The organism is Bacillus stercoris, assembly GCF_029772985.1.
Taxonomy (GTDB): domain Bacteria; phylum Bacillota; class Bacilli; order Bacillales; family Bacillaceae; genus Bacillus; species Bacillus stercoris.
Map to the genome: position 1 here is coordinate 378,395 of NZ_CP121861.1, position 12,034 is coordinate 390,428.

Annotated in this window: 13 protein-coding genes and 1 other annotated feature (1 of these 14 only partly in view); of the genes, 6 read left to right on the forward strand and 7 right to left on the reverse strand. The window is 44.3% G+C overall.

The window, feature by feature from the left end; translation table 11 throughout:
* Nucleotides 1-39: 39 nt before the first annotated feature.
* From dltD to QA442_RS02025, 5 genes are read right to left on the reverse strand one after another with little or no spacing between them, the layout of a single operon-like run.
* Nucleotides 40-1,218 (reverse strand): D-alanyl-lipoteichoic acid biosynthesis protein DltD, encoded by a 1,179-nt coding sequence (gene dltD / locus QA442_RS02005; RefSeq protein ID WP_095431089.1) that lies wholly within the window; start codon nucleotides 1,216-1,218, stop codon nucleotides 40-42.
* A complete protein-coding gene (gene dltC / locus QA442_RS02010; RefSeq protein WP_003227325.1) occupies nucleotides 1,218-1,454 on the reverse strand; it encodes a D-alanine--poly(phosphoribitol) ligase subunit 2 in 237 nt (78 codons plus the stop codon). The genes dltD and dltC overlap by 1 nt, the downstream gene beginning before the upstream one ends.
* 16 nt (nucleotides 1,455-1,470) lie before the next feature.
* Nucleotides 1,471-2,658 (reverse strand): D-alanyl-lipoteichoic acid biosynthesis protein DltB, encoded by a 1,188-nt coding sequence (gene dltB / locus QA442_RS02015; protein ID WP_014665890.1) that lies wholly within the window; start codon nucleotides 2,656-2,658, stop codon nucleotides 1,471-1,473.
* Nucleotides 2,655-4,166: a D-alanine--poly(phosphoribitol) ligase subunit DltA gene (dltA, locus tag QA442_RS02020; RefSeq protein ID WP_095431090.1), complete on the reverse strand. Its 1,512-nt coding sequence runs from the start codon at nucleotides 4,164-4,166 to the stop codon at nucleotides 2,655-2,657. The genes dltB and dltA overlap by 4 nt, the downstream gene beginning before the upstream one ends.
* A gap of 17 nt (nucleotides 4,167-4,183) precedes the next feature.
* Entirely contained in the window at nucleotides 4,184-4,333 is a 150-nt protein-coding gene (locus tag QA442_RS02025) for a teichoic acid D-Ala incorporation-associated protein DltX (protein ID WP_003227330.1), read from the reverse strand.
* 149 nt (nucleotides 4,334-4,482) lie between these two features.
* Between QA442_RS02025 and QA442_RS02030 the strand changes: the two genes are divergently transcribed.
* From QA442_RS02030 to QA442_RS02055, 6 genes are all read left to right on the forward strand, one after another.
* A complete protein-coding gene (locus tag QA442_RS02030; protein ID WP_141237704.1) occupies nucleotides 4,483-4,617 on the forward strand; it encodes a hypothetical protein in 135 nt (44 codons plus the stop codon).
* Between the two features lie 162 nt (nucleotides 4,618-4,779).
* Entirely contained in the window at nucleotides 4,780-5,715 is a 936-nt protein-coding gene (locus QA442_RS02035) for a 1,4-dihydroxy-2-naphthoate polyprenyltransferase (protein WP_095431091.1), read from the forward strand.
* A 139-nt stretch (nucleotides 5,716-5,854) separates the two neighbouring features.
* Nucleotides 5,855-6,487 carry a GTP pyrophosphokinase YwaC gene (gene ywaC / locus QA442_RS02040; protein WP_071582433.1) on the forward strand — a complete coding sequence of 211 codons (633 nt, stop codon included), beginning with the start codon at nucleotides 5,855-5,857 and terminating at the stop codon, nucleotides 6,485-6,487.
* Nucleotides 6,488-6,624: 137 nt separating this feature from the next.
* Complete coding sequence (locus tag QA442_RS02045) at nucleotides 6,625-7,818, forward strand: MFS transporter (RefSeq protein WP_095431092.1); 1,194 nt, start codon at nucleotides 6,625-6,627, stop codon at nucleotides 7,816-7,818.
* A 6-nt stretch (nucleotides 7,819-7,824) separates the two neighbouring features.
* Nucleotides 7,825-8,208, forward strand: coding sequence for a carboxymuconolactone decarboxylase family protein (locus QA442_RS02050; protein ID WP_069150568.1), 384 nt, complete (start codon nucleotides 7,825-7,827; stop codon nucleotides 8,206-8,208).
* 67 nt (nucleotides 8,209-8,275) lie between these two features.
* Nucleotides 8,276-9,115, forward strand: coding sequence for a helix-turn-helix transcriptional regulator (locus QA442_RS02055; protein WP_095431093.1), 840 nt, complete (start codon nucleotides 8,276-8,278; stop codon nucleotides 9,113-9,115).
* Nucleotides 9,116-9,161: 46 nt separating this feature from the next.
* On the opposite strand, the gene ywaD is transcribed toward QA442_RS02055, so the two are convergent.
* Entirely contained in the window at nucleotides 9,162-10,529 is a 1,368-nt protein-coding gene (gene ywaD, locus QA442_RS02060) for an aminopeptidase YwaD (RefSeq protein ID WP_071582430.1), read from the reverse strand.
* A 155-nt stretch (nucleotides 10,530-10,684) separates the two neighbouring features.
* Nucleotides 10,685-11,926 carry a tyrosine--tRNA ligase gene (gene tyrS / locus QA442_RS02065; RefSeq protein WP_095431094.1) on the reverse strand — a complete coding sequence of 414 codons (1,242 nt, stop codon included), beginning with the start codon at nucleotides 11,924-11,926 and terminating at the stop codon, nucleotides 10,685-10,687.
* Nucleotides 11,927-11,967: 41 nt separating this feature from the next.
* Nucleotides 11,968-12,034 (reverse strand) — a binding site (T-box leader); it runs 148 nt beyond the window's last position.

A 12,034-nucleotide genomic window follows, 5' to 3' on the forward strand; every position in this document is an offset into this window, starting at 1 on the left:
ATCTTAGCAGGAAATATACAGCCGCGTCCTATGAGATGCTCAGGATGAAGTGACTTTACCGGTTTTATAAAATTCGTCAATTGCTTTATCGACATACACCCAGCCTTTCCAGCCAATGTGGATAGTGTCTTTCATGAAATACGGGTCATATTCATGCCCTGAGAAATCAGCAACCTGGAAGCCCTTGGCTCTGATTTGTTTATTTACCTTTTTGTAATAGTCAGTGCGTCCTTTTTTCGGGAAGCCTGTGTAATCGTACCATTTTCCGTTAACCGGAATAGTGACAAACATAGGTTCTGCGCCCGCATCCTTCAGGATATCGAGCATTATTTCAAAGTCGCCGTATTCCGGTGATACAGCATACGATCTTCCTTTGTTTTTCCCTTTCAGCTTTTGCACTTTTGGCTTCAGCTTTTTATAGACAGGGTTGTCGATACGAAAATCGTTAGACCCGGAGTGGCGTTTGCCCGATTGATCTGCCAGTTTATTCAGTTCAGACCATGATTTATCCTTTACTGACTGCGAGATATAACGCTTTGGTCCGGATGATTCTGTCGTTGAATAATACAGATCTTTCTTTTCCAGCATGCTGTAATACACTTTCGCTGCCGGCTTTAGGGCGTTCGCTTTCCACGTCTGGCCGTTTACGATTGCTTTGCACAGCTCGGAAAGGATCGCGTCGTTTTGCACAGCCTTAAAGCGCAGCATGCGTTTCATCATTTTCTTTTTTATCTCAGGGTCGATCTGATCGTTAAACGCCAAATCAAGCCCTTGCAGCGCAGAATAGTTCGGCGCGAAATGCTGTTCATCAGACCCGCGTTTAATAAACCATTGCGGAGACACGATGAATACGATTTTTTTGCCTTTCAGCTGATCCATATGGGCAGCGAAGTTTAAAGAATGAATCAATGATTGGGACCCGCCTTTGCCGACAAGGTATGGCGTGAATCCCTCATTGTTTACCTGAAAATAATTAGATGGATGGAACTCGTCCAGCCGTGAAAGCTCAGAAGATCCGTAAATCGGAAGATATGTCGGATCTTTGAGCATCTGATCTTGTAAATATAGCCCTTGAAACATGCTCGGATTCAAGGCTGTTGCTGACTCTTTCACACGCTTATCGGTGATGAAGCCTGTCAGCCATGAAGATGGAATTGCGATGGCGCCTGCGAATAGAATAAACGCCAAAATAATTGGACCGAAAAAACGCTTTTTCATTATTTCAACTCAGACAGCTGATTTACAATGTTGTTAGGGGTATTCCAAACGTCCCGGTCAAATTCAGTGATCGGCACTAAAATATCAAAACGGTTTTCAATCGCAAGCAGCAATTCTACTGTTCCAAAAGAATCAAGCAAACCTTCTTCAAAAATTTCAATATCAGGATTTTCCTTTACGATGTCATCCTGGCAAACCTCTGCTAAAACGTCTAATACCTCTTGTTTAAAATCCATAGCTTTCTAATCTCCTTTAATGGTGGTGATGAAATGGTTTTCCTGAGAAAATATAAAACCCGAAGCAAACGAAATGGAACGTGATCACAATAGCGAGTATTGTTGTCCAGCGGTTGGACGGCAGCCATTTATATTTCTTATTCCACTTCTCGAAAAAGTTGTAACATGTCATCAGCACGGCGTGATAAAGGCCGTAGATGATATATTGCGGCGCAAGCCCGTGCCAAACCCCCATCAGCATAAACAGCAGGAAATACCCGATGTTTGAGACAGCCATGCGGTTTTTGATCCACTTTTTCTTTGTCATCCAAAATACGAATCTCATAAACACATAATCTCTGAACCAAAATGACAGAGACATATGCCAGCGATTCCAGAAATCTTTAATATTTTTACTGATAAACGGTTTATTAAAGTTTTCCGGGGATTTAATGCCCATAATGTAGCTGACCCCGACGGCAAACATCGTGTAGCCGGCGAAATCAAAGAATAAATACATGCTGTAGCCGTACATGTACAGCAGGTTCCCAAGAATCTTATTGTGCGTGATTGCGTGAAGATTCATGATGAAGTACGTATTGATCGCGTAGCCGATAATAAATTTATACAGGAAACCGATGAAGATTTTATGGATCCCCGTATACAGCAGGTCGGCGTATTCTTCTTTCGTCCAAGCCTTTTGTTCATCCTTGACGAACCGGCGGTATCTGTCGATCGGACCGGAGGAGATCGTCGGGAAAAACAGGATGAAATACAGCAGGCGGTGCAATGGCAGCTGTTCTTTCAGCAGTCCGTCTCTTGCTTCCATAATCAGCTGAACGCCTTTAAAGGTTAAATATGAGATCCCTAAAAAGCTGATCAGGTTATGCGGCGGATGATGCGGCTGCGGGTGTGAAAGAAACGGCCATATTTTTGACAGAAATAAAGGCAGAATCGACGCGATAACAGCCCCGCAAAACACAAAGCCGCTGTTCGCTTTCTGCCGGTATGCCAGATAGCCGCTGACCAGGAGCACCTGCCATATTGTAAACAGGCACAGTGCAATGACCCCATGTAAGTCGTGCGAAAAAATTAAAGCCAATATAATGATAGATATGAACATGTTGTATGCTTGAAATCTTTTTCCGTTTAAGCCGAGGATGATCGTCGGCAGGAGAAGAATGCCAAGCAGTATAAAGAATAAAAACGAGCTGTAAGGCGTCATACAAGAACCTCTTCGCCAATGCGTTTTCGGTCAATTTTGCCGTTAGCCGTCATTTGAATGTGATCCTGATAGATAAATTTTCTCGGGATCATATATGCTGGAAGAGAAGCGGCAAGCTCTTTTTTAATAGCGCTTGTCAGCTGAAATTCCTTCTGGAAATCATGCTCCTCAGGCACAATAGCAGCGATCAGGTACTCAACTGTTCCGTTTGGCTGATAAGGAATCACGACAGCAGAGCGAACGTACTGTGACTGTCTGACATGAAACTCGATTTCCTCCAGTTCCATTCGGTAGCCGTGAAGTTTAATCTGAAAATCCAAACGCCCTTGGCAGAAAATCTGTCCATCTTGAATAAAGCCGGCATCGCCAGTCCGGTATGCCCACTGGCCTTCATGAGAGAAAAACGCTTTTTCCGTCAGTTCCGGCTCACCAAGGTAGCCTCGGCTTACGCTCGGTCCTGCAATGACGATTTCTCCTTTTTCTCCATCAGGAAGCGGCTGTCCCTGTTCATCCATAATGAAAATGTTCATATCTGGTTTGGCGAAGCCCACTGGAAGCGATTCGCTGCGGCTGATCACGTCATCTGTAATTTCAACCGATGTGACAGCCACTGTCGCTTCAGTCGGGCCGTACGTATTAAAAATCTTTGCTTTCGGAAAACGCTCAAGCAGCGCTTTTGCCACAGAAACCGGAAGAACCTCTCCGCAAAACATAAATGTGTCGGCACCAGGCAGCAGGTCCTGTGAAAAACCCGGGTCCATCAAGCACATTTGCACAAAAGAAGGTGTTGATGTCCACACATTCAGTCCGGACTTCTTCAGCTCTTCAAATAAGATTTTCGGCTTATTCACAGCATCCTTTGTCACGCAATGTAAAGTCCCGCCTGATTGCAGGCACGGATATAGGTCCATGACAGATAAATCAAATGAGAACGGCGCTTGGTTTAAAAATGTTTTTCCGCCGTTGACTGGGAAGTCTGCACAAATCCAGTCTGTGAAGCTTTGAAGGTTAGAAGCGGAAATCTGCACGCCTTTCGGATTTCCTGTGCTTCCAGAAGTGTAAATGATATAAAACGTTTCGTGTTCTTTGACCCATTGATCTTCGGTGACAGAGCCGCCTTCGTTTTCCAGCAGTTCTTCCGCTGAAACTGCCTGAATCTGCTGGCTGACAGCATCAATTGGAAGTCCGGCTGCATGGATCAGCAATTCTGCTCCAGAGCTTTCGATAATTTTCGCAATCCGTTCAGCCGGAATGGACAGATCAACCGGAATATAAGGATGTCCCGCTTTGACGCTTCCCAAGAAGGAAACGATCATGTGCGGCTCCATATGGCCGTACACAAGGATAGGAGATTTCTTTTCCCCAGCAATGCGTTTTTGGATCGCGGCAGCCGCGCGGTCAGACTCCTCCCATAACTCCTGATACGTGAGCGACTGGCCTTGAGAGCGGAAGGCATCGGTTTGCGGATAAGTTTCCGCATGTGTTTGAATAGCATGTAAAAGTTTCATAGTTATTCTCTCTCCAATTAGAAATCGTTATAAATATATGAACCGGTATTCGCGGTGTGAAAACCATACATAAAAAACAAAACAAGCAGTATCATCAAATAAAAGCCTGTATGACATGTCCACTTGACAGCGGGTTTTTCATACAGCTGTTTCATTAATTGCAGCATATCAAAAATTCCCTTCCCGTTTTTTCGACAATCACATGATTATTTGACGATCAGATGCTCAAAAAGTTTCATTTTTTCCCTAAACTCCCTCAAATTAATATATCGGCGTCTGTTTTTAAAAATGAATCTTTATACCTGCAGGGGCAAGAATGGAATGTTTCGAGCTGATTCATAATAAAGGAAAAGATACATGGAGTCAAAAGATCTTTTTAACTTTTAAAAAGTGTAATGTACTTAAAAAAATTTTTCTGTACCTGTTCTATCAAGTGAAAGCAGAAACCTAATGAAATCGGGGCGGAAGCGTATAATAAGAAAGAAAACGCCTTCTTGCGGTATCTTGTGAAATAAGGGAGAAGTCATTATGATAGATAAGGAAGCAAAAGGAGTTTTTTATTAAGCTGCCGGCTGAAAAAAAAGTAAGCCTTTTAATAGAAAGGAAGAGGAAGATGAACCAAACAAATAAGGGTGAGGGTCAGACAGCGCCGCAAAAAGAAAGCATGGGGCAGATCCTTTGGCAGTTAACCCGTCCTCATACGTTAACCGCATCGTTTGTGCCTGTGCTGCTCGGAACCGTTTTGGCGATGTTTTATGTGAAGGTTGATCTGCTGCTGTTTTTGGCTATGCTGTTTTCCTGCCTATGGATCCAGATTGCGACGAACTTATTTAATGAATACTATGATTTTAAACGCGGGTTAGATACAGCAGAATCAGTCGGAATCGGAGGGGCAATTGTACGCCACGGAATGAAGCCCAAAACGATTTTGCAATTAGCCCTCGCATCATACGGGATTGCCATTCTGCTCGGTGTCTATATTTGTGCCAGCAGCAGCTGGTGGCTCGCTGTGATCGGCCTCGTCGGCATGGGAATCGGCTACCTGTATACAGGCGGGCCGCTGCCGATCGCGTACACGCCATTCGGTGAATTATTCTCAGGCATTTGCATGGGTTCGGTGTTTGTGCTGATTTCGTTTTTTATTCAGACAGATATGATCAACACGCAAAGCATTTTGATCTCGATCCCGATTGCGATTCTTGTCGGCGCGATTAATTTGTCAAACAACATTCGCGATATTGAAGAGGACAAAAAAGGCGGCCGCAAAACATTGGCGATTTTGATGGGGCATAAGGGAGCTGTTACTCTGTTAGCTGCGTCGTTTGCCGTCGCTTATATTTGGGTTGTCGGCTTGGTTCTTACCGGTGCCGCAAGCCCTTGGCTGTTTGTCGTCTTTTTGAGCGTGCCTAAGCCGGTTCAGGCAGTGAAGGGCTTCGTCCAGAAAGAAATGCCGATGAATATGATTGTCGCAATGAAATCAACAGCCCAAACAAATACATTTTTCGGATTCCTGCTCTCAATCGGTTTATTGATCAGCTATTTCCGATAAAAAAAAGACCGCTCGTTTCGTGCGGTCTTTTTTGTTACAATCGACCGCATTTTGTAAAAAAATTCATAGAACCTTGCAGCTGACAGGGACGTCTAGTACATGGACAGCGGATAAAGTTCCGTTAAAGGAGATGACGAAAATGGATTTATCTGTAACACATATGGACGATTTAAAAACAGTAATGGAAGATTGGAAAAATGAATTATTAGTTTATAAATTTGCGCTAGATGCACTCGATACAAAGTTCTCAATTATCAGCCAGGAATATAACCTTATTCACGGACACAACCCGATTGAACATACAAAATCCCGTGTCAAAAGCTTTGAAAGCATCGTGAATAAGTTAATGAGAAAGGGCTGCGAAATTACGACGAGGGAAATGAAGGAGCATATTCACGACATTGCCGGCGTGCGCATCATCTGTTCCTTTATTTCTGACATTTATAATGTCGTAAATGTGTTGAAGCAGCATGAAGATTTGAGAATCGTAAAGGTAAAGGATTATATCCAGACACCCAAATCGAATGGCTACCGAAGCCTGCATTTAATCATTGAGATGCCTGTGAATTTAACGAACCGTGTGGAATATGTCAAAGCAGAAATTCAAATCCGGACGATCGCGATGGACTTCTGGGCAAGCCTTGAACATAAAATTTACTATAAATTGAACAATGACGTTCCTAAGCAATTAACAGATGAGCTGAAGGAAGCCGCGGAAATCGCCCATTACCTAGATGAGAAAATGCTGGGGATTAAGAAAGAAGTGGATTGATTAACAAAATGTTTTACAAAAGCGAAGCCTGACAGGGTTTCGCTTTTTTGCTTTGTAGTACTTTTTATACCAGTATAAACTCACTTCTGTTTCCATGATTGAACCTGCTTTATCATGCATGAAGAAAGGAGGTAAACATGAACCATTCCATTTCATTATCGAGAGGTTTGATTTTTCTTATAGCGGTGACTTGCGGGTTTACTGTAGCTAATGTCTATATTAATCAAACATTGCTTGTCAGCATGGCAGGCATGTTTCATGTGACGTCGGCACAAGCTGGAATGATTGCTACATTGGCGCAGATTGGCTATGCGGCGGGGAACTTGCTGCTTGTTCCATTGGGAGATCTATTTGAACGCCGCCGCTTCATTGTGAGCCTGCTATTTTTAGTGGGGGTTTGTTCGGCCGCTTCAGCGTTAGCTGTAAGCTTTCCATGGCTAGTGATCACAAATTTATTATTGGGATTCTTTACGATTATTCCTCAAATCCTTGTGCCGTTTGCGGCAGGTTTAGCAAATGACAGGAACAGAGGGAAAGTACTCGGAAACGTAGCCATCGGCTTGGTTTGCGGAATTTTAGGGGCGAGAGTGGTCAGCGGGGCGATAGATGCCCATTATGGCTGGCGCGTGATGTATTGGATTGCCTGTGCAGCAGCCGTCATCATTATGTTGATCATTCACTTCTGCTTTCCGAAAAGCAAAGGGACACATGCATTTCATTACGGAAAACTCATTTCTTCATTATTTCCCCTTTTGATCAAGGAGAAGGTGTTAAGAAAAGCATGTGTAAACCAAGGCTTCATGTTTGGGGCCTTCAGTTTATTTTGGACGGCGTTAGTGTTTATGGTGAGTGAACCTCCATTTTCGTTTGGCAGCCAGACTGCCGGAACAATCGGTTTGGTGGGAATTGGCGGGGCTTTTGCGACTCCGCTGATCGGCCGGATTATTGATCAAAAAGGAGCTGCTTTTTCCAACAAGCTTTGTATGTCTTTTACCTTATTGTCATTTGTTTTATTAATGGCAGGCCAGACTTCATTGATTGTGATTGTATTGGGCGCTTTATTCATCACCATGGGCATTCAGGCGAATCAGGTGGCGTGTCAGGCGGAGATTTTCCAATTGTCGGCTGAAATGAGAAGCAGATTGAATGGCATCTTTATGGTCAGCACGTTTTTAGGCGGCGCCTTGGGATCGTATGCAGGGGGTGCAGTCTGGATGCTGTTTCATTGGAACGGCGTTTGTATTGTGGGGATGATCATGGTCGGTATTGCCTTCAGTTCAAGGATTACCATAAATCGTACGACTAAAAAAGCGATATTGGAAGGGAGATAGAAGCTGGTGCAAACAAGTGAACGTTATAAAAAAGGGTTAGATATTCTGAAACAAATTGATGAGGAGAACTATGAAGCGATCGTGGACAATTTTAAACATTCCATCGCTCCTGACCTTGGTGTGCTTGCTGTGGAGTTTAACTACGGTCAGATTTTTTCAAGACCAGGTCTTGATCTGAAATCCAGATTATTAGCAACCGTTGCTGGATTAACTGCATTGGGCAATACCCAGCAGCTAAAATTCTATATTAACGGAGCCCTGAATGTCGGATGGACACAAGAAGAACTCATAGAAGTGATGATGCAGATGATTATTTACTCAGGTTTCCCGAATGCACTGAATACCATTCTTCCTGTGGCCGCGGAAGTATTTGCAGAACGAAACAAATAATATAAAAACCTTCTCCTTTTTATGTAGAATACTAATAGGAAATTCTATGCAGAAGGAGAGTGTGTATGTGGACAGTATGGCAGAAAAACGGAAAGAGCTAGGGGAGTTTTTAAAACTTAAAAGGGCACAGATTTCTCCGCAAGAGTTTGGATTGCCTATGGGCACCAGAAGGAAAACGACAGGCTTGAGGAGAGAGGAATTAGCCCAGCTGTCCGGTATAGGTGTCACATGGTACACATGGCTTGAGCAGGGAAGGGATATTCGGGTATCTACACAGGTACTGGAAAGCATATCGAGAGTGCTCAAATTGAATTACGAGGAAAAACGCCATGTCTTTCTGTTGGCGGGCCATCATGTTCCTTTAGATGATCAGGATGAAGAAAATAAAAGCCTTCCTCTGGCTGTACGGCACTTTATTGATCATTTAACCAATTGCCCTGTTTATGTGACTGACGAAAAGTGGGATGTTATTGCTTGGAACACAGCAGCTTGTGCTGTGTTCGGCAATTTTGGCCAAATGAGCAGAAAGGAAAGAAACGCCATATGGCGATGTTTCACCTCGAAGGAGTATCGGAATCTGCTTGACGACTGGGAAAGCCACGCCAAAAAACTGATCGCACAGTTTCGATCGACAGCCAGCCGGTTTCTTGGGGAAGCATGGATAAAAGAGCTGATCGATGAGTTAACTGAAATAAGCCCGGAATTTAAAAAATGGTGGAACCACCATGAAGTATTAGGCACACACGCAGGAGAAAAAGTACTTCATCACCCGGCAGCCGGAACAATGGTGATGGAGCATATGACATTACAAATATACGATTCTCCTGATTTGAAACTGACCATTTATCGGCCGTTAGAAAAAGAAAATACAGTTGATAAACTGAAAGCTTTACTTATAGACGGCTAAACAGCTGATCATTATAAAAAAGACGGCACCCAAGCCGTCTTTTTTTTTATTTGATATCTTCATAAATGTCAGATGCTTTGGCCTTCATTTGTTTCTTATTGGTTTTCGGTTTCTTCTCTTTTTTCACAGCCTCATAGACAGCGGCTGTCACAAGGTCGCCTGCTTGCTGGAGGCGGTCCTTGCTGATATGTTCGATCGAGTCTTCGGGGGTATGATACCATGGCTCAACTTCTTCTGTTTCCGGGTCTCCCCAAATAAAGTTGGCGGAATCAATGCCGGCTTCGTGGAATGGCACGTGATCAGATGATCCTCCCTGTGTCAGAGACAGGCTGTCAAACCCTATTTTTTCAGCGGCCGTGTGGCTGGATTCCCAAACAGCGTTCGATTGGCCGTCCAATGTGTTGACATACAGCTCAGACGCTTTTTCCCAGCTTGTGCCTACCATATCTAAGTTGAAGTTCACTTCGCTTCGTTTCAGCTCTTTTTCGGATAGTTGATCTACATAGTGAGAGGAGCCGAGCAAACCGAGCTCTTCAGCGCCGCAAGCGATGAAGCGGATTTCTTTATCAGATGGAACGCTTTTTAAGACACGCGCCATCTCCAGCATAACAGAGGTTCCTGAGCCGTTGTCATTTGCTCCGGGCGAAAAAGGAACACTGTCGTAATGGGCCGTCACGTACACAATGTCTGGATGTTTGATATTCTTTGGTTTTTTGATTCCGATGATGTTCTGGGAGGTTTGGTTTGTGAATGCTTTTAGTTTTAAAGTGGCTTCTTTTTGCTGGGTAAGTGCTTCGCCGTCTTCTTTCTTAATGCCGACGACCGGAATGCCGGCTTTATTTCCCGACAGGTTTGGCGTCATAGGTACGAGGCTTTCTTTGTTGTTATAAATGATGACAGCTTTCGCTCCAGCGGCTTCGGCATTTTTGGCTTTCTCGTAATAAGTCAGGTCTCCTCTGGAAATTAAGGCGATTTTGCCCTTGGCGTCAGCGGTAAAGTCCTTTTGATAGCCCAAGCCTGCATTGTAAAGCGGAGCCGTTAGTCCTTGTTCCTCAGTCGGAGCCGAGCCGGACGCCGCTTGGAGAAGAATATCGCGTCCTTCTGAAGACAGCGTTCCCTCAAGGCGATCAGGAATGTCGAATCGTTGAACCTTTACATCAAGCTTTAATTTTCTCATTGATGAGGCGATCAATAGGGCACTCTTTTTTTCAGCTGCAGTTCCGGCTATTCTGGGGCCGATTGCTTCACTTAGCTGAGAAATGGTAGAGTACGCACGCTTTGCTTTGAATGGAAGCTCGCGCTCGCTATCTGATAGTTGTACAGCGTGCGCCGCAGGAGTAACACTCTGTGCCGGCAAGAGCAGTGTGCCGGCAGTTAAAACAGCCATCGTCATGACAGTCAAAAGCTTTTTCATCAAAAATAAACCTCCCCTAAATGTATGGTTGGGGAATATTTCGGGATGCTAAAGGAGTTTCCTGCAAGATGGAGAGCGTTTTTGAAAAGACAGTGCTTTATACCTGCAAAAAAACGCTTATGAATGAAGGGTCATAAGCGTTTCGGAATATCAGACTATTGGAGCTTTAAAAACTTGCGTTTGCCGACTTGGATGATCATATTCTCTCTTATCTCTGCTTTGGCGTGAACATCTGTTATTTTCTCTCCGTCGATGCGTACACCTCCGTTTTGAATCATGCGGCGCGCCTCGCTCTTCGAAGAGAGGAGCTTCAATGTAACGAGCAGATCGACAATCGCGATTGTTTTCTCGCCTTCCCATTGGACAGACGGAATATCATCAGGAAGGCTGTTTTCCTGAAAGACTGTTTTAAACGAGTGTTCGGCAGCTTCTGCTGCTTTCTCTCCGTGATACATTCGGACGATTGTTTTGGCTAAAAGCATTTTGGCATCACGTGGATGAACTGCGCCGGTTTCTAAGTCTTTCACGAGCTGTTTTTTCTCTTCAAGCTCTAAGTCTGTTGCCAAGTGGATGTATTTTTTCATCAGGCTGTCGGGCAGTGACATCGTTTTTCCGTACATGTCGTTTGGATGTTCGTCAATGCCGATGTAGTTGTGTTTCGACTTCGACATTTTCTCCACGCCATCCAAGCCTTCCAAGAGCGGCATCAGGATGACAACTTGTTTTTCTTTGTTGTATCGTTCTTGGAAATGCCGGCCCATGAGGACATTGAAATGCTGGTCTGTTCCGCCAAGTTCAATATCGCTTTCGAGAACGACAGAATCGTATCCCTGCATCAATGGGTAAAAGAATTCATGAAGCGAGATCGGTTTTTGCATGGCGATGCGTTCTTCAAAGTCGTCGCGCTCCATCAGGCGGGCTACGGTTATTTTGCCTGCCAATTCAATGACATCCTCCAGATTCAATGTTTTCAGCCATTTCGAGTTGTAGTGAAGCTCGACTTTTTCAGGATCCAGCACTTTTCCGAATTGCTGAAAATATGTTTTGGCGTTGTGTTGAACTTCTTCATCAGTCAGCTGCTTTCTTGCTGCTGATTTTCCGGTCGGATCACCGATTTTCCCTGTGAAATCCCCAATTAACAGCTGGACAATGTGGCCGTTTTCTTGAAATTGGCGAAGCTTGTTTAACACAACCGTATGGCCCAAATGTACATCTGGTGCAGACGGATCTAATCCAAGTTTAATTTTGAGCGGTGTGCCTGTCGAAATCGATTTCACGAGCTTTGCCTTTAATTCCTCCGGCGGTATGACTTCGTGGGCGCCTGTCATGTAAAGCTGAAGCTGTCTTTCGACTTCTTTTTGCTGTGCTGCTGTGAGCTGTTCAAATGTTTTCATCACTTTTCCTCCTTTTTTACAAACACAAAAAAGAGCCCATCCCGATAAGGGACGTGGCTCAATGCACGCGGTACCACCCTGGTTGAAGACATCGTCTTCCGCTCATTCGAA